The organism is Agrobacterium sp. (assembly GCF_032092815.1).
Lineage (GTDB): Bacteria > Pseudomonadota > Alphaproteobacteria > Rhizobiales > Rhizobiaceae > Agrobacterium.
Genome location: NZ_DAMDBP010000021.1, coordinates 11,459 through 32,005, shown reverse-complemented (window position 1 = coordinate 32,005; position 20,547 = coordinate 11,459). Strand labels below are relative to the sequence as shown.

22 protein-coding genes, 1 tRNA gene and 1 pseudogene are annotated in these 20,547 nt (G+C 55.1%); 11 read left to right on the top strand and 13 right to left on the bottom strand.

Translation table 11 applies throughout. From position 1 onward, the window contains the following. The 3 genes from RT613_RS14005 to RT613_RS13995 all read right to left on the bottom strand — a co-directional run. Positions 1 to 364: class I tRNA ligase family protein (locus tag RT613_RS14005; protein WP_313616225.1), on the bottom strand; the 364-nt coding region annotated here is incomplete at its 3' end. Between the two features lie 349 nt (positions 365 to 713). Then, a complete protein-coding gene (locus RT613_RS14000) occupies positions 714 to 1,694 on the bottom strand; it encodes a DUF2497 domain-containing protein (protein WP_313616223.1) in 981 nt (326 codons plus the stop codon). Positions 1,695 to 1,905: 211 nt separating this feature from the next. Beyond that, positions 1,906 to 2,577 carry a protein-L-isoaspartate O-methyltransferase gene (locus tag RT613_RS13995; RefSeq protein WP_313616221.1) on the bottom strand — a complete coding sequence of 224 codons (672 nt, stop codon included), beginning with the start codon at positions 2,575 to 2,577 and terminating at the stop codon, positions 1,906 to 1,908. Between the two features lie 570 nt (positions 2,578 to 3,147). Between RT613_RS13995 and RT613_RS13990 the strand changes: the two genes are divergently transcribed. Then, positions 3,148 to 3,297: a hypothetical protein gene (locus RT613_RS13990; protein ID WP_313616219.1), complete on the top strand. Its 150-nt coding sequence runs from the start codon at positions 3,148 to 3,150 to the stop codon at positions 3,295 to 3,297. A gap of 62 nt (positions 3,298 to 3,359) precedes the next feature. Here RT613_RS13990 and RT613_RS13985 read toward each other — a convergent pair whose 3' ends face one another. Continuing rightward, on the bottom strand, positions 3,360 to 3,767 hold the full coding sequence (locus RT613_RS13985) for a hypothetical protein (RefSeq protein WP_313616217.1): 408 nt from the start codon (positions 3,765 to 3,767) through the stop codon (positions 3,360 to 3,362). A gap of 143 nt (positions 3,768 to 3,910) precedes the next feature. Between RT613_RS13985 and RT613_RS13980 the strand changes: the two genes are divergently transcribed. Then, entirely contained in the window at positions 3,911 to 4,420 is a 510-nt protein-coding gene (locus tag RT613_RS13980; protein ID WP_313616215.1) for a lipocalin family protein, read from the top strand. A 288-nt stretch (positions 4,421 to 4,708) separates the two neighbouring features. Further along, a complete protein-coding gene (locus RT613_RS13975; protein WP_313616214.1) occupies positions 4,709 to 5,221 on the top strand; it encodes a nuclear transport factor 2 family protein in 513 nt (170 codons plus the stop codon). A gap of 26 nt (positions 5,222 to 5,247) precedes the next feature. On the opposite strand, the gene RT613_RS13970 is transcribed toward RT613_RS13975, so the two are convergent. Beyond that, positions 5,248 to 5,751, bottom strand: a complete 504-nt coding sequence (locus RT613_RS13970; protein ID WP_313616213.1) for a DUF2441 domain-containing protein — start codon at positions 5,749 to 5,751, stop codon at positions 5,248 to 5,250. 431 nt (positions 5,752 to 6,182) lie between these two features. On the opposite strand from RT613_RS13970, the gene RT613_RS13965 reads away from it, so the two are divergent. Continuing rightward, complete coding sequence (locus tag RT613_RS13965) at positions 6,183 to 6,488, top strand: hypothetical protein (protein WP_313616212.1); 306 nt, start codon at positions 6,183 to 6,185, stop codon at positions 6,486 to 6,488. Positions 6,489 to 6,779: 291 nt separating this feature from the next. Beyond that, the gene (locus RT613_RS13960; protein WP_313616210.1) at positions 6,780 to 6,911 is read left to right on the top strand and encodes a hypothetical protein; all 132 of its coding nucleotides are present in this window, start codon (positions 6,780 to 6,782) and stop codon (positions 6,909 to 6,911) included. 461 nt (positions 6,912 to 7,372) lie between these two features. Here RT613_RS13960 and RT613_RS13955 read toward each other — a convergent pair whose 3' ends face one another. The 6 genes from RT613_RS13955 to wrbA form a co-directional block, all read right to left on the bottom strand. Beyond that, complete coding sequence (locus RT613_RS13955) at positions 7,373 to 7,585, bottom strand: hypothetical protein (protein ID WP_313616209.1); 213 nt, start codon at positions 7,583 to 7,585, stop codon at positions 7,373 to 7,375. A gap of 132 nt (positions 7,586 to 7,717) precedes the next feature. Next, positions 7,718 to 7,791: transfer RNA gene (locus RT613_RS13950), tRNA-Cys, on the bottom strand. A 422-nt stretch (positions 7,792 to 8,213) separates the two neighbouring features. Continuing rightward, positions 8,214 to 9,908: a D-lactate dehydrogenase gene (gene dld / locus RT613_RS13945; protein ID WP_409558827.1), complete on the bottom strand. Its 1,695-nt coding sequence runs from the start codon at positions 9,906 to 9,908 to the stop codon at positions 8,214 to 8,216. Between the two features lie 8 nt (positions 9,909 to 9,916). Further along, entirely contained in the window at positions 9,917 to 11,065 is a 1,149-nt protein-coding gene (gene lldD / locus RT613_RS13940; protein ID WP_250982722.1) for an FMN-dependent L-lactate dehydrogenase LldD, read from the bottom strand. Positions 11,066 to 11,069: 4 nt separating this feature from the next. After that, positions 11,070 to 11,828 carry a transcriptional regulator LldR gene (lldR, locus tag RT613_RS13935; protein ID WP_313616205.1) on the bottom strand — a complete coding sequence of 253 codons (759 nt, stop codon included), beginning with the start codon at positions 11,826 to 11,828 and terminating at the stop codon, positions 11,070 to 11,072. Between the two features lie 215 nt (positions 11,829 to 12,043). Continuing rightward, the gene (wrbA, locus tag RT613_RS13930) at positions 12,044 to 12,643 is read right to left on the bottom strand and encodes an NAD(P)H:quinone oxidoreductase type IV (RefSeq protein WP_259145037.1); all 600 of its coding nucleotides are present in this window, start codon (positions 12,641 to 12,643) and stop codon (positions 12,044 to 12,046) included. A 252-nt stretch (positions 12,644 to 12,895) separates the two neighbouring features. Here wrbA and RT613_RS13925 point away from each other — a divergent pair, with 252 nt between their 5' ends. Beyond that, the gene (locus RT613_RS13925) at positions 12,896 to 13,660 is read left to right on the top strand and encodes a competence/damage-inducible protein A (RefSeq protein WP_313616203.1); all 765 of its coding nucleotides are present in this window, start codon (positions 12,896 to 12,898) and stop codon (positions 13,658 to 13,660) included. Positions 13,661 to 13,794: 134 nt separating this feature from the next. Further along, positions 13,795 to 14,640: a universal stress protein gene (locus RT613_RS13920; protein ID WP_313616202.1), complete on the top strand. Its 846-nt coding sequence runs from the start codon at positions 13,795 to 13,797 to the stop codon at positions 14,638 to 14,640. Positions 14,641 to 14,717: 77 nt separating this feature from the next. Here the strand turns inward: RT613_RS13920 and RT613_RS13915 are convergent, their stop codons facing one another. Continuing rightward, positions 14,718 to 16,160, bottom strand: a complete 1,443-nt coding sequence (locus RT613_RS13915; RefSeq protein WP_313616201.1) for an alkaline phosphatase — start codon at positions 16,158 to 16,160, stop codon at positions 14,718 to 14,720. A 163-nt stretch (positions 16,161 to 16,323) separates the two neighbouring features. Between RT613_RS13915 and gpt the strand changes: the two genes are divergently transcribed. Next, on the top strand, positions 16,324 to 16,824 hold the full coding sequence (gene gpt / locus RT613_RS13910; protein ID WP_313616199.1) for a xanthine phosphoribosyltransferase: 501 nt from the start codon (positions 16,324 to 16,326) through the stop codon (positions 16,822 to 16,824). 54 nt (positions 16,825 to 16,878) lie between these two features. On the opposite strand, the gene soxR is transcribed toward gpt, so the two are convergent. Then, positions 16,879 to 17,346 carry a redox-sensitive transcriptional activator SoxR gene (soxR, locus tag RT613_RS13905; RefSeq protein WP_313616197.1) on the bottom strand — a complete coding sequence of 156 codons (468 nt, stop codon included), beginning with the start codon at positions 17,344 to 17,346 and terminating at the stop codon, positions 16,879 to 16,881. A 64-nt stretch (positions 17,347 to 17,410) separates the two neighbouring features. Here soxR and RT613_RS13900 point away from each other — a divergent pair, with 64 nt between their 5' ends. From RT613_RS13900 to RT613_RS13890, 3 genes and pseudogenes are all read left to right on the top strand, one after another. After that, on the top strand, positions 17,411 to 17,986 hold the full coding sequence (locus RT613_RS13900; protein ID WP_313616196.1) for an NAD(P)H-dependent oxidoreductase: 576 nt from the start codon (positions 17,411 to 17,413) through the stop codon (positions 17,984 to 17,986). Next, the gene (locus RT613_RS13895; RefSeq protein WP_313616195.1) at positions 17,986 to 19,155 is read left to right on the top strand and encodes an MFS transporter; all 1,170 of its coding nucleotides are present in this window, start codon (positions 17,986 to 17,988) and stop codon (positions 19,153 to 19,155) included. The genes RT613_RS13900 and RT613_RS13895 overlap by 1 nt, the downstream gene beginning before the upstream one ends. Before the next feature lie 884 nt (positions 19,156 to 20,039). Then, positions 20,040 to 20,547, top strand: a pseudogene (locus tag RT613_RS13890) (vitamin B12-dependent ribonucleotide reductase); the annotation flags it as partial.

The window sequence follows — 20,547 nt, the reverse complement described above, 5'->3', positions numbered from 1 at the left end:
CCTTCCATTCCCAGACCTTGTCGATGAAGGCTTCACGGCCCATCTCGCGACGGCCAGGCAGCTTCTGTTCAGCCAGCTTGCGCTCAACCACCATCTGCGTGGCAATGCCGGCATGGTCCATGCCCGGCTGCCACAGCACGTCCTTGCCGCGCATGCGCTCAAAACGGATCATGATGTCCTGAAGCGTATTGTTCAGGGCATGCCCCATGTGCAGCGAGCCGGTGACGTTCGGCGGCGGAATGACAATTGTGAAGGTTTCAGCGCCGGGTGCCGCATTGGCACCGGCACGAAACGCATTGGCGTCGTCCCATGCCTTGGCGATTTTCGGTTCAACCGAAGCGGAATCGTAGGTCTTTTCGAGCATTTCCTGACCTGAAATTTTGAGTTCTTGTATTTGTTTTTAAATAAGGATGGGCGGTAGAGAGTCAACAGAAACTGGCACATTCAACCAAAACTACTGATCGACCAGCGGGCCATTGCCGCTTCCTGGCACCAGGTTGCGCGCTGCAAACAAAAGAGCGGGCTCAGACATGACACATGATCCCGTTCAGGAACAGAATCATGTTCATCGCAATCTGAGTCAACAAATTGGCTTATCCCCTTGTTTTCTCTTGTTTTGGGGCGACAAAATCTGCTTTCGCCCACCTCGACGCGGCCAACAAAAAAGCCGCCCCGAAACCGGCGCGGCTTTTGTTTAACCGTGTTTTTGAAAATCAGCGGCGCGGACCGCGTGCCACGCGCTCGATTTCCTCACGCACCAGACGCTCCACCAGGGTTGGCAGATTGTCTTCCAGCCAGTCCTGCAACATCGGCTTCAACATTTCCTGCGCCATGTCTTCAATCGAACGGCGCTCAACGCCGTTGAACACATCGGCCAGCTCATTGAATGAACGGGCAATCTGCGCGCCCGCTTCAACCGAAATCAGGCTGGACAGCGCGGACGGCACGGCAGATGGTTCTTCTGCGAGCGGTGCTGGTGCAGCAACTTCTGCTACCGGCTCCGCAAAAGGAAGCGCGCTTGTGACAGGTGCAGCCGGTTCGCTGGCTTCACGAATGTCGGCAAGCTCAAGTGCCTTTTCGAACGTTTCTTCATCCCAGGCAACAACAGGGGCGCTGTGCACTTCCTGTGTTTCGCGAACCGGGAACGGAGAAATGTTTGCCTGTACCGGCTGACGTTCCTCGTTGAAAAGCGGCTGCGATGGACGTGAAATTTCCGTGGTGTCGTCAATGGAACCACGCAGTTCAGCCATGCGGGCGGCCATGACAGGGCTTTCGTAAGCCGCATGGGCTGCCACGTTTCTGGCTTCGGGCTTCGCCTGCAGTGTTTCTGCGGTCAGCGCGCTCAGTGCTGGCTCAAGCGTGCGGCCGGTTGCCGCCCTCACCCGGGCTGCAACATCCGCAAGCGACATGGCCTTTTCCGGAACCGGCTGGCCTGCACCATTTGTCTGGTTGGCGGCTGGCGGAACGTGTGGCGGTGGGCTGGTCATTTCGCCACGGCGTTCAGCGGCAGAAGCCGGGTTGCCAGCCTGCGTGAAAGCCAGACCGAAATCATCATCGCTTTCGTCGTCATAAATAGGTGGAAGCTTGGCGGCAAAGGCACCCGAAGGGCCAGGCTCGTTGCTTTCGATGATCCGGCGGATCGACGCCAGAATTTCTTCCATGGACGGTTCACGCGCTACACTTGGCTGAGCCATTTCTATCCCCGTTTTCCATTCGTCGTTATTGGCTGGAGCACGAAAACAGGCGCGCCCCGAATCACCTACAGTTTATGGCAGAGCGAATCGGAACTGAATGACCCTTTTGCCGGGAATTGGCGCGATACACAGATTATTATTTCGTTAAAAACGAAAAAAGGCCCGGTCAAAACCGGGCCCTGTTTTATTGATCGGCAACAGAATTGCCAGATCAGAATACGAATTCCTTGGCCTTCTGGAAGCCCGGCAGCGGCTTGACCGATGCGTTGAACGAGGTGGTCGCAGAAATGCCCGTGGCAGCGCGGCTGTAAACAGTTGCCTTTGCCGAGTTGCCGTAACCGACAACGGTCACCAGGCGGCCGCCATCACGAACCTGGTCGAGAAGTGTGTCAGGAATGAACTCAACGGCACCATTTACGAAGATGAGATCGTAAGGCGCGTCGCTGGCATACCCCTTGTCCAGATCGGAAACCACAGCGGCAACATTGTCATAACCAAGCCGTGAAAGCGTGGCAGTTGCTGCTTCAACCAGCTTTTCGTCATTGTCGATGGCGACAACCGAACCCGCCAGCAGCGACAGCAGTGCAGACACGTAACCCGTACCGCAACCGACTTCGAGAACAACGTCATCCTTGGTGATGGCAGCAAGCTGGATCAGCTTTGCCAGTGGCGATGGTGCAGTCAGGTAACGGGCTGGACGGCCATCCGAGGCGGGACAGATCTGCACGTTCTCATCGCGGTAAGCAATGGTTTGCTGCGTTTCCGGCACGAATGCTTCACGCGGCACATTCACAAATGCCTTCAGCACGGAATGCGACGTTACATCGGTCGTGCGGAGTTGGCTATCGACCATGTTCACACGTGCTTTTTCGAAATCCATCATATCGTATCGCCTCAGTATAAAATCGAAACGAGCGCGAAACCGCTGTTTCCTTGCGATACGTCTTAATTGGCGATGCCTGCGCTTTCAAGCGTGCGCTTCGCCCTGTTGCGATAAAATCATCCGGCAAGGCCGATAATTCGCACAAACCTCATCAGATCAGCGGAACAGTCATGTAGAGGCACGTCAGAATAACGGCACCAAGCATGGATACTTCAATCAAACCATCGCGCATGAGACCAACCCTCCAGAGGACCCTATGTCCTTGAGCAAAAGAACGGACAATGCGAATTTTGGTTCCACGCTCTTGCCGTGAAATAGCCACCTGCCCGCCACCGATCTTAACCGGCGAACATAGACGGGACGTGACAGTTGAAGCGGCGATGCGTGCGGCACGACAAACGGACTGAGCGCATCGGTGTAGACGCGCATCTTCGATGGCGCAATCTTGCGTGATGGCGGCTGGTGTAGATTAAAGGATGCACCCACCTTCAGGCCAAAAGGATAAGACACATCGACGAGTTTGATAAACCAGATGCAGAAGCCCAAAAGAAACCGATGTGGCCATGGCTGTTGCTACTGGTAGTAACACTGGTGCTGATCTACGCCTATTTCATCTGGACGGCGACGATCGACTACCTCTTCTCAGGCGCGAGCGATCTGTTTCACGCGCTCGAATGGGTGATCAACTTCCTCGACGAACAGAAGGCGGGCCAGAATTAGCGCGGTGCTGGCAGCATCAATTTGCCGGAGGACAATCCCCACTGCATCGAAGCCTGCAGCTGTTATTCCCAGACCTCAACAACAAGAGATGTGCCGCGGTCTGCGTGCCCCAGTATCTTGACGCTGATCCAGCAATCACCGCCCAGGATCATTTTTTGAGCCTCTTGCGACATTAAGCCATTGGTCAGCATGGTTTCCAGTGTCTGCCGGTTGGCCGGGCCGGCAAAAAATGTATCGCCTTCATCACCTTGGTCTCGAAGATCCAGGGCATGATAATTTGCCCGGTCCTGGCGGATGATCTGCCAGGGTTTGGTCAGTCGTTTGCCGGCGGAGTTATAGAGGTCATTTGCGCCGATATAGGCGGTGTAGGTATCGATCACCTCGGCCTTGACGGCGCGGGTCGTCGATTGGGCGCCTGCGGTATGAGCGCTGGCAACAAGTGCAGCAATAAAAGCGATATAAAGTTTCATGTCCGCCTCCTGAGACACGCAACTCTTGCCAGCATGCTGAGGCGCAATCCAGCCTTTCCGGCCGTAACGGTTAATCCCGCCACGACTGGAACTGGACAAGCATCATCTGCGTTGCCGGTTCTCCTTGATGGAGAACCAATGACATGACCGACGTGACCGCCATCCCGAGCCTTGACCTCAATCGCTATCTTGGCCGCTGGTACGAAATCATCCGCCTGCCGCTGAAATATGAGGATGAGGCCGCAACCGATATTACCGCGCATTATTCCCTTAGGGATAATGGTGCCATCCGCGTTGACAACAGATGCTTCGACAAGGATCAACAGCCATCCCAGGCAATTGGCGAGGCCAACCCGGTTGATGACACAAATGCCAAGCTGAAGGTTAACTTTCTGCCGGCTGCCTTGCGCTGGTTGCCGTTTACCGATGGTGATTACTGGGTGCTGAAGATTGACCCGGATTATCAGGTTGCTTTGGTCGGCACACCCAACCGGCACTATCTCTGGGTGCTGGCCCGTGAAAGCTCCATCCGCTCGCCAGTACTGGAGGAGTATCTTGCAGAAGCAAGACGCCAGGGTTTTGATTTGACCAAGATGATCATCCCCCGTCACACCGGACGCGAGGTGACGAACGCCATGCTTGAAGAAAAATGATGGCCAGGCGTTAGTCTGCCCTCTCCGCCTCCTTGCCCCTAACCGCTGGGCGGACATGCCCCCTACACGTTTCAGAATTGATAAGCGCTGCTAACCAGACTGTGCAGCACTGGCCCGGTAATCTCAGCCGCCCGATATCACTACACTCCTTCTCGATTGGGAAGGAGATGTGGTGCGTGGCACGAGGGTGGCACCACCACGCAAATAGACAGCAGCCCTTCCTGATCAGGCTCCCTTGCTGACGCGCCATGCGCGCAGTTGACCTCGACACCATGGAAGGTTTGAGACATGACGATCTTTAAGACAGTTCGATCCTGGATGATCATCGCAACGCTTGCCGTTGCTGCGTCACCTGCACATGCCAACACCGACACTGCGGTCAGCGCTGATGTGACCGCCCGCAATGAAACCATTGTAAAACAGGCATTCGAAGATTGGAGTGAACGAGGCGGACCTTTCACGCGCGTTCTTTCGCCCGATGTCGAGTGGATAGTTCGTGGCTCGGGTCCCTACTCGCGCACCTATAGCGGCCTGGACAGTTTCGTAAACGATGCTTCTGCCCCTATCCTGTCGCGGCTCAGCACTCCGCTCAAACCGGTGGTCAAGAAAATCTGGGCGGTGGATGACGACGTGATCGTGCGGTTCGACGCCTCTGCCACGACGACGACCAATGACACCTACAGCAATGAATATCTCTGGATATTGCCCCTGAAAGATGGCCGCGTCGTCAAATCCGAGGCCTTTCTGGATATGGGGCTCTATCAGGATCTGGTGGACAGCGCGCCCACACGCACCAACTGATCCATCAGCCGGCTATGCGACGTTGGTTATCCTGCAGCAACGTGGTGCGGGGTAACCAGCGGCACATCAAAGGCCTCAACCTGCCTTACAACACGCAAGGGACCGCCGTAGAGTATTTCAGCTTGTTCTGCGGTCGGTGCTGTCCAGTACGCCTTGCTCACTTCTGCCATGTAGTCAGCATAGGGTCGCTTCCGGTCAGCTCGCGCGATCAAGGCAAAATCACCACGGTAGGTCATGGCGTCACCGATCGGCTCAAGTTCGAAAATGCGGCCATCCGGTCGGTACTGGCTTTGAAAGTCCATGGCCAATTCAACAGTTTCGAAAGCAAATATACAATCAAGGCGTGAAGGATGTTGAGGGGCCAGCGCCAGCCTTGCTGTTTCTAGCGCGACTTCCCAAAGTATTATTTCAACATGAGATACGGCTTTAACTGCGGCATCGGGACCAAATAAACGAACTGTCCTCCCCCAATTGCCGGACTTAACAATAGAGCCAGCATCGTGGTAAATATTGCTTACGTGATAATACATTACATTCCTCAAGAAGGATTTTATTAATATTTAAAAATCCACAGAACGAGCTTATATCAAAAGTTTTATGCAAAGGTAGTGTCTTTTCGAAAAGACGCATCAGAATAAAAATAAATTCCATGGGATGTTTTCAAACCGCTACTTTATGCGCGCTTAGCTTGTTTATTCTTCCGAGACACAAAAAATCTACCTAACCGGAGTATTTCACCAAACATTCATCGGAATGAGTTTCTGCATCCAAAGAATTTCGGGAAGCCTCCCTCAGGGATAAATCTCGTCGCAGCTGCATAGTGCGTGTGATCGCACTGTCTCCGACGCTTTTAGCCACCATCTGCCGGTATCGCCACGCCAATATTAACTGTTGTTTCCAGCAGGTCTGGACAAGGACATTTGCAGAGACATAATCCGCGCAACTGTTCAGGGGAACGCGTATGAATCTTGTCATAGCACTTGGCGTGGCGCTGGCTTTGGGTGGATATTTTGCAAATCGACTTCCACTCGGCTTTGCGTATTCCCTGTTGGGCGCATTGCTTTCGGCAGTCTCAACCGCTGTGATCGTTCTGCTTGTCGCACTTTTGGTGGCCTACTACGGTTCTACCATAGACCAAAGCCTTGTGAATACTCTCGTTGAGTCCGCTCTGACGGCGACCTTCCAAAGCTTTATATTTGCGCTCATCGTGTTTTCAATCGCGCGGTGGAAACGCAAAAAAAGCACGCGACCTAGAGCCCAGGCATGAAACTTGGCTAAGGCTCGCTGATTTACAGCTGGCCTAGCTTGAGGCGCACACCACGCCCGTGCAAACCGCTCATTCCGCCGATAACACAAGGCAATTCCAAGCGCAGCACCCGCTGTCCTGAATGATTTGCGGCGAATGGCCGAAGCCACCTTTACGGGTCACATTTGTCTGGCAGACCTCTGATCGACGCAGCGGGGCTCTCCCAGCCGCTTGCTGAATGATAAATAACGATTTCCCTTGCTATTCCAGCCCAAAGAGCGGCTATCTTTTCTTCTGAAGAGGAGATTTGAAATGGCCAAGGGTCAACTGAGAAGCAACAAAGAAATCCGCAAACCCAAGAAGGATAAGGCGGCACCTGCCGCTGCAGCTCCTACTCTGGGTGCACGGGCTGTCGAGGCCAGCAAGCAGAAGAAGCCGCAATAATTCTGCGCCACTGCACTTCCATCCGCCGGTGATCAACCGGCAGCGCTGGGTAAACCCCAGTGCTGCCGGCTTAAACTAATCGTTCCAGCTGTTTGCGGCATCGACTATCGTTTTGAAGCCGCGTCTCCTACGCTTGCTGGAAGAATTCTCCTGAAATGCCCTAATGGCAATACTGAGCTGAAGCGCAGCGAATTCAGCTGTTCTTTTGGGCCGTTCGCATAAAGGCTGTCAGCTTGCTGCAAATAATAGAGGTTGGTTGTGATATCTCTGAATATCAAATGGCGGAGCACGGCTTCTTCCGTATTTCTCCAAATCTCATGTTTTTCAAACATATGATGTCACGTCTTGCGACGTTGTGCTGAGGGATTTTGAACTTCCTCAGCAATATTGCCGTGTTCGGAAGTCAATGGCCCGGTTGATGCATTGGTAAAATTGAGACCGCTCGCGGTCGGATCGTCTAATCAGTCGCAGCCGATGCTCGACAAACCCTTAATGCCAGCTGAACCTGCCTCAAAAAGGATATAAACATGGTGCTCCGATGCACCCACACGGGTTTTAAACTCGTCAATCCTAAAGCCATTCAAAATCTCATTCATGGCGTTGTTCAGAAACCTAAATTCATCGAGCGTCAGATCGACGGTTGCTCCGTCAGGCCTGATTTCAGCAATGCGCATATATACTCCCCCTGATGATGAAAAATGTGTGGTCAGCGGATGTACGTTGCTCGAATGGCTGCGACCAAAATCACAGACATCAAAACAACGAACGGCGCTGGCCAACAGATTACTGAGGCAATCAAGAGATTTTGGAGGCCTCGCCCGGAATTGAACCGGGGTACAAGGATTTGCAGTCCTCTGCGTCACCACTCCGCCACGAGGCCATCGCTAAGCGTATTTTGTTGTGGTGGCGGGGGTTTAGAATAATCCTAAACGATGTGCAAGAGGGTCATTCTGAATATCGGCGTTTTTTATTCTGAATAACCGGTTTCGTGGTCATCCTTTCGCGAACCTATCCTGTCGGTTGCCGACGCCTGTGAATTTCAACCCATAAATTCTTAAGGTTTTTCAACTATTTTCCAGCTTCACACAAGGATGAGCGTTCACTTATTAAGCGCGACTAAAAAACGCGAGGTTGAATGGCATACGATTGGGATGGCGGACGTACACGCCGCGTCCGTTATATAAAAATACTCCTGCTGATTGCGATCGCAGGATGCGCAGCGCTCCCGCTGCTGGCGTCTTTCTGATAAGTGAGTGGTGAGAAATTCTCACCACTCTTTTTTTTGCCTTCGCCTTGGATTTCCTAGCGTTCGCCCCAGCAGAAGAACTTCGATGTCTGGCCAATGCCAGGGTTCAACACGTTACCCGGATCAAGCGAACGGTAGAAAGCCTTAAGCTCTGGCTTGGCCTTGTAGAGGTGGCCAACATTGTGTTCGGCAGGATATTCCGCGCCACGCCGGTCCAGCAGTTCCCACATTTCATGTTCGATGGCGATCGGGTCATGTCCCTTGCGGACGATATAGTCCTGATGAAAGACATGGCAGAAGAAGTGGCCGTAATAGAGCTTGCTGATCAGCTTGCCCTCCATTGGCTCCGGCAAGGTTTCCAGCCAGTCATGGTCGTTACGGCGCAGCGCAATGTCGAGCGCCACAATGTCCTCCACCGAGCTGCGATGCGTATCGCGGTAGCGGATGGCCGCACCGGCAATGGCGAAGCGGTGCAGAAACGCCTTACGCCCCTCCTCTGCGTCACAGTCGAAGAAATCACCTTCCCGGCTGGCAAAATAGCTTTGCAGAAAGGCTTTGGTTTCCGGCGCACTGTCGAGTGAAACCTTGAGCAGCAGATGATGGTCGAACCGCTTGCGAAACTCCCGCATGCGTTTTGGCAGGTGGCTCGGCAGCAACGCCATGACGGCTTGCAGAATATGGTCGGTCACGCCGCGCAGCTTGAACCCTTCAAAAAACGCATCGACCCGGCTTTTCAGTGCAAAGGCGGCAGGCACCTTGTCGGTGCCGAAACGGTCGATCAGCAGGAAGGTGTCCTTGCCGTATTTTTCGCCGATATCGTAAGCGTCCCGGTGAATATATTCACCGGCAATCGGCAGTGTATCAAAACCGGTCAACATATGGCGGCGTACCGCCGTCAGGTCTGCCGTGTCGTTGGAGCCGATGTAAAACACCGCGCTCTTTTCCATCGGAAACGTGTCGAGACGCACGGCGAACAGAACAAGCTTGCCGGCAGAGCCGGACGCCTCGAAATGGCGGGTGACATCAGCGTTGAAACGGGCCGGTGTTGGCGCGTCGACCTGGCGCACATGCTGGGCATAATTCTGGTCCGATGCGACAAGCGTCGGATCATTGACGATATCGTCCGGGCTATAGGCGCCCTTTTCCAGCCGTGACAGTATATCTTCCGGGTTGTCGCCCAGCTTGACGCCGAGGTGGTTGACGAGGTGCAGTTCCCCTGCCTCATCCACCCGACCATAAAGGGCCAGCTGGGTATAGGCCGGTCCGCGTCGCACCAGCGAGCCGCCGGAATTGTTGCAGATACCACCGAGAACCGAGGCACCGATGCAGGAGGAACCGATCACCGAATGCGGCTCACGCCCCAGCGGTTTCAGCGTCTGTTCCAGCCGGTCGAGCGTTGCACCGGGCAAGCAGATAACCTGTTTGCCGTCATTGATCACCTGAATGCCCTTCAAGCGCAGTGTCGAGACAATAACGATCTCGCGGTCGTAATCATTACCGTCCGGTGTCGAGCCGCCGGTCAGGCCGGTATTGGCGGCCTGCATGATGACGATTCTTCCAGCGGCAACGGCAGCCTTGACGACCTGCCATTGTTCCACCAGCGTTCCCGGCTGCACCACTGCCAGCACATTGCCATCACCAAAGCGATGTCCCTTGCGAAACCGGCGTGTCGCCTTGGCGGCGGTCAGAACGTGGCCTGCCCCGACAATACCGCCAAATTCCCGCAACAGGGTTGCGGCGTCAGTTTTCATTGCATGCATCAAAGCTGCCTCATTGCCTTTACCAGCAGGTCAGAGGAAATGTCGGAGATGGATTTTGCCCCCGTCAGCGTCATGGCAACGCGCATTTCCTTTTCGAAAAGATTGAGAAGGTTGAGAACACCCTCCTCACCGGCGGTTGCCAGCGCATAGACAAAGGCGCGGCCAATCATCACCGCATCGGCACCCAGTGCCAGCATACGCACCACATCGAGGCCCGAGCGAATACCGGAATCAGCGAGGATCTTGATGTCGCCCTTCACCGCGTCAGCAATGGCCGGCAAGGCGCGTGCCGACGACAGAACGCCATCCAGCTGGCGGCCGCCGTGGTTGGACACCACAATACCGTCGGCACCAAAGGTCACGGCATCCTTGGCATCATCCGGATCAAGAATGCCCTTGATGATCATCGGGCCTTTCCAGAACTCACGGATCCACTCCAGATCCTTCCAGGAAATCGACTGATCGAAATTGGCGCCAAGCCAACCGATGTAATCGGCAAGGCCGGTTGGTTTGCCGAGATATTTCGAAACGTTGCCGAGATCATGCGGTTTGCCATTGAGGCCCACATCAAAAGCCCAACGCGGATGGGTGACAGACTGCCAGTACCGGCGAAGTTCAGCATTGGGGCCGCTCATGCCAGAATGGGCATCGCGGTAACGGGCGCCCGGCACCGGCATATCGACAGTGAACACCAGTGTCTTCACGCCAGCCGCCACGGCGCGGTCCAGCACGTTTTTCATGAAACCGCGGTCTTTCAGCACATAAAGCTGGAACCACATCGGGCGGTCGATTTCCGGGGTCACTTCCTCGATCGGGCACACTGACACGGTGGACATGGTGTAGGAAATGCCCTTCTTGGCGGCAGCACGCGCCGCCTGCACCTCGCCACGGCGGGCATACATGCCGCTCAGGCCAACCGGTGCCAGCACCACAGGCATGGACAGCTTGTCGTCCCAAAGCTGCGTGTTGATGCTGAGATCAGACATGTTTTTCAACACACGCTGGCGCAGCTCGACGTCAGAGAGATCGCTGACATTGCGGCGCAGCGTATGTTCGGCATAGGCGCCGCCATCGATGTAATGGAACAGGAACGGCGGCAGCCGGCGTCGTGCGGCCTCGCGGTAATCTGTAGACGCAGAAATAATCATGGTGTTACCCCCTCACACTACCTTGATAAAATGAGCGCGCCAGGCGCGCTTCGTCTTCGTCGATGGATTTCAACGATGAATGGACAAAATCGATATGGACATGCGCCGCCCGTCGGGCGCGCTCGGCATCTCCGGCCAGAATGGCATCGCGCAATTCACGGTGCTGCGATGACAGCGGCTCGGTGACTTTTGGAATGACGTAAAGTTTCTCGAGGTTCTGCGAGATATTGGCTTTCAGCAGATCAAAAAGCCCCTTCATCACTTCAATCAGCACCAGATTGTGCGAGGCATCGGCAATGGACAGGTGAAAGGCAGCATCGGCCTTGGCGAGCGCCACCGAATCGTCACTGCCCTGCAGGCTGATCAGCGTGTCGAAACAGTCGGAAATCCGGGCCTTGTCTTCTTCCGTTACGCGCAATGTGGCGTGGTAAGCGGCGGCCCCTTCCAGCGCGTGGCGAATTTCCAGCACGTCGAACCGGTAGGCGGGATCACTGGCAAACAGCCGCGACAATGGATCGACCAGTGCGTTCTGAGACCAGCCACGCGGCGGTTCCTGCACGAAGTGTCCGCCACCGGTGCGGCTGGTCAACCGGCCTTTGCTGGCCAGTTGCTGGATGGCTTCACGCAGCGATGAGCGCGATACGTTGAGATCCTGCGCCAGCTGCCGTTCGGCTGGCAGACGATCACCGGCCTTCAGCCCACGTGCGCTGATCAGCACTTCGATCTGCTCCGAAATGGCATCCGACAATCGAACAGTTTTCATCCGTCTCACATCACGCAAAATTGGTCCGACCAATAAACCAATTTATTTAAAACAATGCCCCTGCCCTTGTCCAACAAAAACATTCGTTACGACGCGATGATCTCCCGCAGGCCGCGCAGTTACCGCGACTGACTGCCTGATCCTGAAAATCCCAAAACAGAAAAGCCGCCTGTCTTTTTCAGACAGACGGCTCTTTCAGTCGGCTTTATCAGCGATTAGGAAGCGAGCTTGGCAGCCAGCTTGGCAATGTGCGCGCCCTGGTACTTTGCACCTTCCAGCTCGATGGCCGAAGGCTGGCGGGAACCGTCACCGTCAGTGATGGTGGATGCACCGTAAGGCGAACCGCCCTTGATTTCGTCAACGCCCATCTGGCCCTGGAATGCGTAAGGCAGACCGGCAACGGCCATGCCGTGGTGCAGGAATGTCGGGATGAAGCTGAGGATGGTGGATTCCTGGCCGCCGTGCTGGGTCGCCGTGGAGGTGAAGACCGAACCGAGCTTGCCAACCAGCTTGCCGTTGAACCACAGGCCACCGGTCTGATCCCAGAAATTGCGCATCTGCGAGGCAACCGTGCCGAAACGTGTGCCGGCGCCAACGATGATCGCGTCATATTCCGCCAGTTCATCAACCGTTGCGATTGGAGCGGCCTGATCGAGCTTGAAGTGCGAGGACTTGGCAACCTCTTCCGGCACCAGTTCGGGTACGCGCTTCACGACAACGTCTGCACCGGCAGACTTTGCGCCTTCAGCCACGGCGTAGGCCATGGTTTCAATGTGGCCGTAGGACGAATAATACAGAACCAGTACTTTTGCCATTTTCTCGGTTTCCTTTGTTTGGGGGCCACCAAAGGCCCGTTTCAGAAGTTGTAGAAGCATAATCCTGCCGCTCATCAATTGCGTGACAAAGATGTAGCCCGTCCGACACAACCTCACCAGCCGAACACAACAAGACGCACTGTTCAATCATAGTGAACGCTTTTTGCCTTGCATTCACTTTTTCGTTGCAATGACGCGCTTGCATTCCGATGGCATCGCGCTAGGTTCATCAGACACAACAACGGATATCCCATGAGTACCCCACACGTCTCCGTTACCGCCGCCATGCTTGCCATTGGCGATGAACTGCTTTCCGGCCGCACCAAGGACAAGAACATAGGTCATCTTGCCGATGTGTTGACGCTTTCCGGCATTGACCTGAAGGAAGTGCGCATTGTTGCCGATGAGCAGGACGCCATTGTCGAGGCGCTGAATGCGCTCCGCTCGAAATATGATTACGTATTTACATCAGGTGGAATTGGTCCGACCCATGACGACATAACCGCCGATGCGGTGTCTGCCGCCTTTGGTGTGCCCTGCGTGCATGAGGCGGAAGCCATGCGCCTTCTGGCCGATATGTACCGTGCGCGTGAAATGGAGTTTACCGAGGCACGCCAGCGCATGGCGCGGCTGCCGCAAGGTGCCGTCCATATTGCCAATCCGGTATCCACCGCCCCCGGTTTCAACATTGGCAATGTCTATGTAATGGCCGGTGTTCCGCAGGTGTTTCAGGCCATGGTGCACAATGTCGTACCGCACCTGAAAACCGGTGTGAAACTGCTGTCGCAATCCGTCGCCAGCCCTTACGGCGAAGGCGATATCGGCACGGCACTGGGCGAAGTTCAGAAAAACCATCCAGAAACCAGCATCGGTTCCTACCCCAAATATGACGGGCAGCGTTTCTCGACGGAGATCGTCGTGCGCGCCCGTGACATGACGGTACTGCATGCAGCAGCGCAGGCAGTTTCCGACATGCTGGAAAAGATTGGACGTGAAAAGGCATCAGCTGGCACGTGAACCGTTAAGTGCTTTGGCGCGTTATCTTTTCACCGGACCGAAAGACGGTGACAACTTGATCAGGATCAAGGCGACATATTTCGAGAAGGATCAGTTTCAAGTTACTTGAGACGCATACCATTGAGGAGACCGTCATGAGCTACAAAACCATTCTGACCGTTCTGGACAATACCGAAAACGCAGCAAAGGTTAGTGAATTCGCCATTGATCTGGCGGACAGGTTCTCATCGCATGTGATTGGCCTGCACATGGAAACCATGGCGGCCGTGCCAGTCGTTGCCCCGATGGAAATTCCTGATCCTGCCTCCATTCAGGCGCTTCAGGATATGGCACAGAAAGAAACCAGGGAAATCGCCGAGATTTTCGAGCAGAGGCTGTCTCAAAATGGCGTGTCGCATGAGTGGCGCAGCTTCATTTCCTCGGTCGGCTATACATCGGCATCGGCCATCGACAGCGCGCGTTGCACCGATATCGTGATTGCCGGGCAAAGCGATTCGTCGAGTCTGTCCGACAGCCGTTCCGACATTGAGAGTTTCCTGTTTGAAAGCGGCCGCCCCGTGCTGCTGGTGCCTTACATCATCACCCAGCCCAAACCGATCAAGCGGGTGCTGATTGCCTGGAACGGTTCTCGTGAGGCAACCCGTGCCGCCTTTGATGCCCTGCCCTTCCTGAAAGAGGCCGAAAGCGTCGAAATCTTTTCGGTCGACCCACCGGAAACTGCATCTCAATCACCGGCCATGGCCGGTGCAGAACTTGCCGCGACGCTTGCACGCCACGGCGTGAAGGTAACGGTGACCACCAAGGCAACCTCGGGCACGCTGTCTGCCCATGCGGCGATTGAAAACCGCCTTTCGGACGACAGCATCGATCTGCTTGTCATGGGGGCCTATACCCATTCGCGCTGGTGGGAAATGCTGTTTGGCGGCGTGACCCGCACGCTTCTTGACTCGATGACGGCGCTGACGCTTCTGTCGCGCTGAGGCTTCAAGTCACGTCAGACAGAATAGAAAAAGGGCGGCAAGATTGCCGCCCTTTCCTTTTGTTATCCGCTGTTTGATCAGTTGGTCTTCTGGTCAACGGTGATGCCGAGTGCGGCAGCCGAAGCGCGGAAGATATCGGTGTTATCAACGTAAACCTGGCTTGCAGCAGGAACGTGGTAACGGGCCAGACCATCATGTGGCTTGGCATTTTTGTTGAAGAAATCCGAACCATTACCCTTGGCGAAAACCGGAACCAACTCGCGTGTATGGGTGTCGGAGTTCCAACGCACCAGCGGCATGGCGCCAGCGCCCTGGTTGATGATGTCGGAATAGGCTTTGCTGTCGGAATCCGGTCCCTGCAGCAGGCCATTGCCGTGGTCGGTGGTGACGATGATCATCGTTTCATCGAAAGAGCTGTTTTCTTCGATCCATTTGACAGCCGCTTCAACGGCCTCGTTGAATTCGATCTGCTCTTCAATGATGCGTGGCAGGTTGTTGGCATGGGCTGCCCAGTCCACCGCGCCGCCTTCAACCATCAGGAAGAAACCGTCTTCATCCTTGGAAATCAGGTTCAGGGCTGCCCTGGTCATGGTGGCCAGTTCAGGCTGATTGTCCAGCTTGTCGCCAAAACCAACGCCGCTGCGGTTGAACTGGGTGGTCGCGTTGTTCTGAACGGTGCCGAGAACCTTGGTCTTGTCACCGAGGTCGAGTGTACCGGCTGCCAGGGCTTCAAAGTCAGCCTTGGTTTCAATCAGCTTGTATGCGGTTTCGCCAGATTTCAGCTTTTTCCAGGTGTCCTTGCCGCCAACGTAACGATAGGCCTTGTCGTCCTTTGGTTCGATTGCCTTGCCGTTATTGTCAAACAGCGGGTGGCCTGCCCCCATGACAACAGTCGCCAGACCGCTTTCAACGATTTCCTTGCCAAGGGCTGCATATTCATTGCGGCTGGCATTGTGGCCAAGGAAGCCGGCGGGTGTTGCGTGGCTCCACTGCACGCTGGAGACAACACCAAGGGCGCGACCGCTTTCCACGACATATTCGCCGATATGCTTAAGCTTCTCGTCCTCATTCGACCAGTTGATGGCGTTGTTATAGGTCTTTACGCCGCTGGCCAGAGCCGTGGCTGCGGCAGCGCTGTCTGTGTAATTGGCGCGGGTATAGTCATAACCGGTGAAGTAACCGGGATAGTTGCCAAGCGAACCTTCAAACACGCTGTCGGACTTTTCCGCTTTCCACAATTCGGCAGGATCGAATGTCACGCTACCCTCGGCCGTCTTGGTCGGGGCGTTTGATGTGTTGAGCGGATGTGTGGATGAAAACACCTTCACGTCGAAATCATCATAGACTTCGCGGCCCAATGCGCCGTGGCGATAATAGCTGGCGGCGTGCCAGGTGTTGATGCCTGCACCATCCGAAATCAGCAGAATGACGTTCTTTGCCGGCTTTTCCTGTGCAAACACCGGCGTCGTCAAAGTTGTACCAATCACCAATGCGGCGACAAATTTGTTAAAAACACGCATTTTTTCTTCTCCTGCGGGAATTAGAAAACAGGAGAGCAGCTAGTGTAATTTTATAACAGCTGTGTGAAACGAAACCGCCGATCTGTGGAAAGCTTGATTTTTCGGCGGTGTTGCCGCTATTAGCGAAAGCCATCGACACAACACGCTCATGGTGGCTTTTCTCATGTCCTCTCTTCCCGATAAAGCTTTCCCCGTTTCATGGGATCAATTCCACAGAGATGCACGCGCCCTTGCATGGCGCCTTGCTGGTCTGAACCAGGAATTCCGCGCTATCGTCTGTATTACGCGTGGCGGCCTGGTGCCTGCTGCAATCATTTCCCGCGAGCTGAACATCCGTCTCATCGAGACGGTGTGCATCGCCTCTTACCACGATTACGTCAATCAGGGCGACATGAACGTCCTGAAGGGCATTTCGCCTGAGCTGACCACCGAACAGGGTCAGGGCATTCTGGTGGTGGACGATCTGACCGATACCGGCAAAACGGCATCGGAAGTGCGCGAAATGCTGCCAAAGGCCCATTTTGCCTGCGTTTATGCCAAGCCTTCAGGCGTGCCGATGATCGACACATTCGTGACCGAAGTCAGCCAGGATACCTGGATCTATTTCCCATGGGATATGGGCTTCTCCTATCAGGAGCCGATTGCCAAGGGTTCGCGCGGCTGATCCCACGCCGTTATGACACCTTGAAAGGCTGCGCTTGGCGCGGCCTTTTTTGTTTCAACCGTTCGGCTCCAGCAGCACGGGGCCAGCGCTGTTTTCACCCAGCACGTCACCGGGATTACGCAACGGACACTGGTCCGTGGAAAGACAGCCGCAGCCGATGCAGCCGGTCAGGTGGTCGCGCAGCCGGGTCAGCCGCGCAATACGATCATCGAGGTCGGCACGCCAGTCGGCTGCCAACCGTTCCCAATCATCTGAGTTGGGCGTTCGCCCGTCCGGCAGAGCACCAAGGGCGGCCTGTACCTCCTTCAAAGGAATGCCGGCCCGTTGCGCCACCTTGATAATGGCAATGCGGCGCAGCACATCACGCCCGTAACGGCGGTGGTTGGCGCCGGTGCGCCAGCCCTTGATCAGCCCTTCAGCCTCATAAAAATGTAAGGTGGATACGGCAACGCCAGCGCGTTCCGCCACCTCGCCCACGCTCAAATCCCGCATGATCGGCCGCTGCCGAAGTTTTTTTGTCATGACTATTGACCTCAACCTTACTTGAGGAATTACCACACGGATTATTCAACCGAAAGGATTTTCCATGACAGACAAAAGGCTTTCCCTCCGCGTGATTATTGGCAGTGCTCGCTCCGTGCGTTTTGCTGATGTGATGACGGCATGGGTCAATCAGCAGCTGGCAGATATGCCGCATATCGAGGTTGAGGTGCTGGACCCGCGTGAACTGAATCTGCCGCAGGGGCACTGCACCGATGTGGAGCCGGCAAAAAGACTGCGCGAGAGCCTGCAGTCCGCCGATGCCTTCATCGTCATCACCCCGGAATATAACCGCAGCTACACCGGCGCCCTGAAAATCCTGATTGATTCCGCCTATGAGGAATGGAATGCGAAACCCGTCGGTTTTGTTTGCTATGGCGGCATTTCCGGCGGCCTGCGGGCCGTGGAGCAGCTTCGTCCGGTATTTTCCGAACTGCATGCGGTGACGACGCGTGATGTCGTCAGCTTTGCCAATCCCTGGAAAAATGTTGGCCCGGAAGGTCAGCTCAATGCTGACGCATCAGCGGTCACCGCTTTTCAAACCATGATGGCCAAGCTGCAATGGTGGGCCTACACGCTGAAACAGGGACGTGAGGTCACGCCTTACCGAAAGACTGCGTAATGAAAGAGCATAGCCTTGCCCTGAAGGGCACATTGTTATTCGTGGCCACGCTGACCATCATGGCAGGAACAACGGTTGCGCCTTCCCTTCCCGCCATTGAACAGGCCTTTGCGGGCACGGACCACGTCGCGCTGCTTGCCCGCATGGTTTTGACCTTGCCGGCGATCTTCGTGGCGATGTCTGCCCCCGTTGCCGGTTTTCTGGCTGATCGTTTCGGCCGCAAAAGGCTGCTGATCATCAGCATGGTACTTTATGGTCTCGCCGGCATGTCAGGCCTTTTGGCGGACAGTCTGTTGTCCCTGCTGGCTGGCCGCGCTGCACTTGGGCTGGCGATTGGCGGCATCATGACGGTCAGCACCACGCTGGCTGGGGATTATTTTACCGGGACCGAGCGCGAGAACTATCTTGGCCTGCAACAGGCCTTCACCCAGTTTGGTGGTGTTGCCTTTGTGATTACCGGCGGCATTCTGGCCGATATTCACTGGCGGGTACCATTTGCCATTTACGCGGCATCCCTCGTCATTCTGCCCGCCGTTTTGCTGTTTCTGGCCGAACCTGCCAGAAAAGCCGCGGCATTAACGGGCACAGTAAAAAGTGCCACACAGGCGCGCTGGTCGCTGGTGTTGCTGCTGGCATTCTCCACCTTCCTGGTGAATGCACTGTTTTACACCGTGCCATCGCAACTGCCGTTTTTCCTGCGCCATCTGCAAATCAACAGTGCCAGCGCCATCGGATATGCGATTGGTATCTTTAATCTGGCCGGTGCGCTGGCCGCCATCAGCTTTGGCCTGCTGCGCTCGCGGTTTGCGGTGTTTGGCATCTTGGCGGCGGGCCTTGGTCTGATGGCAACAGGCTTTGTTCTACTGGCGCAGGCGACGGGCATGGTCCCAGCCCTCCTCTCCATGTCTGTGCTGGGCATCGGTCTTGGCGTGGTGATGCCCAGCATCATGTCGCTGACCATCCAGATTGCGCCACCCCAGTTGCGCGGCCGTATTGCCGGCCTCATCACCGCATCGATGTTTCTTGGTCACTTCACCTCGCCACTGCTCAGCCAACCCTGGATCGGCTGGTTCGGTTTTGAGGCGATGTACAGGGATATCGGGCTGGTGTTTGCTGCCATGGCCGTACTGGCACTCGCAACAATCACTGTGCGGCGCTGGGCCGTGTAACAATGTCCCAGACAACAACGCCCTCGAAACGTAATGTCATCTTGAGGGCGTTTATTCGCCTGCGACAAAAACAGCCTAAAAAACCCCGCACCCCTACCCCTAGTGGTGCAAAGAGAGGCGCCCAACCACTGCTGCAACAAAAAAACGTTATCGAAATTATTTCTAGAGGTACCTGTGAGGTGCAAAGATGGGCAAGTGTGGTGTTTTGGGTGACAGACAAGCGAAAATTTCACCCAAGTCCGTTTTTTTGAAAAGATCGCCATTTTCACGGTTTTTGGCAAAAAACTGGGGATGGAAAAACGGCCTGAAATCACTGTAACAAAATGTGACATTTTGAAGATAGCCCACAAAACAGGGCTTTTCGCGGCATTACGCGTCGTAACCGCCTGTGGACAATGTTTCAGCAATTCGTGCCAAGTATCTGAAATTTATGGAAGGTTTTCCTTTCCCCGTTTTCCACAGCCTCCCCACACAATATCTTGTGGTTAACAAACGGTTGCAAACTAAGGCTTGACGGAATCACTGCAAATCCTAAAAGTACCAATCATGTTGCGGCGGTAACTGAATCGGTAAAACGAGGCCGGTTCTTTTCAGTTTCAGTACACGCGTTTGTCTGCGTTTCGGCCATGAGAGGCATGGAGCGTGAGACTTTTTGTGGTCTGAAATAACCGCCAGAAACATGATGCGGGGACTGGTAGCAAGAAACTGTTAATACTATATATAGTATGCTTGCAGCCGAAATCACCACGATATACAGGATGACCATCTACGGATGAACATCCCACTCAGATCGGCAACACCCGGCTGCGCGCGAGACTCACGCGAGGCCGGACCGGATTATTGCGCCCCCTTGACGGGCGCCAATTGGACGAGGAACGAACACAATGCGCATTGAACGCCGCTTCACGAAGCCAGGCCAGTCGCCTTATGCGGACATCGACTTCCGCCAGGCCGTCAGCGAAATCAAGAACCCGGATGGTTCTATTGTTTTCCGTCTGGCGGATATCGACGTTCCCGCGCAGTTCAGCCAGGTTGCGACCGACGTTCTGGCGCAGAAGTATTTCCGCAAGGCCGGAGTTCCAAAGTTCCTCAAGAAGGTTGAAGAAAACGACGTTCCGTCTTTCCTGTGGCGTTCGGTTGCCGACGAGAAGGCCCTGAAGGAACTGCCGGAAAATGAGCGTTACGGCTCTGAAACCGATGCGCGCCAGGTGTTTGACCGTCTGGCCGGTACATGGGCCTACTGGGGCTGGAAGGGCAAATATTTCTCGTCCGAAGAAGATGCGCTCGCCTTCCGTGACGAGCTTGCCTACATGCTGGCCAGCCAGCGCGTTGCGCCGAACTCTCCACAGTGGTTCAACACCGGTCTGCACTGGGCCTATGGCATTGATGGTC

Coding starts and splice junctions, on each gene's coding strand:
- RT613_RS14000 (WP_313616223.1), bottom strand. CDS start 1,694: ATGGCTCAGCCAAGTGTAGCGCGTGAACCGTCCATGGAAGAAATTCTG.
- RT613_RS13995 (WP_313616221.1), bottom strand. CDS start 2,577: ATGATGGATTTCGAAAAAGCACGTGTGAACATGGTCGATAGCCAACTC.
- RT613_RS13985 (WP_313616217.1), bottom strand. CDS start 3,767: ATGAAACTTTATATCGCTTTTATTGCTGCACTTGTTGCCAGCGCTCAT.
- RT613_RS13980 (WP_313616215.1), top strand. CDS start 3,911: ATGACCGACGTGACCGCCATCCCGAGCCTTGACCTCAATCGCTATCTT.
- RT613_RS13975 (WP_313616214.1), top strand. CDS start 4,709: ATGACGATCTTTAAGACAGTTCGATCCTGGATGATCATCGCAACGCTT.
- RT613_RS13970 (WP_313616213.1), bottom strand. CDS start 5,751: ATGTATTATCACGTAAGCAATATTTACCACGATGCTGGCTCTATTGTT.
- RT613_RS13965 (WP_313616212.1), top strand. CDS start 6,183: ATGAATCTTGTCATAGCACTTGGCGTGGCGCTGGCTTTGGGTGGATAT.
- RT613_RS13960 (WP_313616210.1), top strand. CDS start 6,780: ATGGCCAAGGGTCAACTGAGAAGCAACAAAGAAATCCGCAAACCCAAG.
- RT613_RS13955 (WP_313616209.1), bottom strand. CDS start 7,585: ATGCGCATTGCTGAAATCAGGCCTGACGGAGCAACCGTCGATCTGACG.
- dld (WP_409558827.1), bottom strand. CDS start 9,908: ATGAAAACTGACGCCGCAACCCTGTTGCGGGAATTTGGCGGTATTGTC.
- lldD (WP_250982722.1), bottom strand. CDS start 11,065: ATGATTATTTCTGCGTCTACAGATTACCGCGAGGCCGCACGACGCCGG.
- lldR (WP_313616205.1), bottom strand. CDS start 11,828: ATGAAAACTGTTCGATTGTCGGATGCCATTTCGGAGCAGATCGAAGTG.
- wrbA (WP_259145037.1), bottom strand. CDS start 12,643: ATGGCAAAAGTACTGGTTCTGTATTATTCGTCCTACGGCCACATTGAA.
- RT613_RS13925 (WP_313616203.1), top strand. CDS start 12,896: ATGAGTACCCCACACGTCTCCGTTACCGCCGCCATGCTTGCCATTGGC.
- RT613_RS13920 (WP_313616202.1), top strand. CDS start 13,795: ATGAGCTACAAAACCATTCTGACCGTTCTGGACAATACCGAAAACGCA.
- RT613_RS13915 (WP_313616201.1), bottom strand. CDS start 16,160: ATGCGTGTTTTTAACAAATTTGTCGCCGCATTGGTGATTGGTACAACT.
- gpt (WP_313616199.1), top strand. CDS start 16,324: ATGTCCTCTCTTCCCGATAAAGCTTTCCCCGTTTCATGGGATCAATTC.
- soxR (WP_313616197.1), bottom strand. CDS start 17,346: ATGACAAAAAAACTTCGGCAGCGGCCGATCATGCGGGATTTGAGCGTG.
- RT613_RS13900 (WP_313616196.1), top strand. CDS start 17,411: ATGACAGACAAAAGGCTTTCCCTCCGCGTGATTATTGGCAGTGCTCGC.
- RT613_RS13895 (WP_313616195.1), top strand. CDS start 17,986: ATGAAAGAGCATAGCCTTGCCCTGAAGGGCACATTGTTATTCGTGGCC.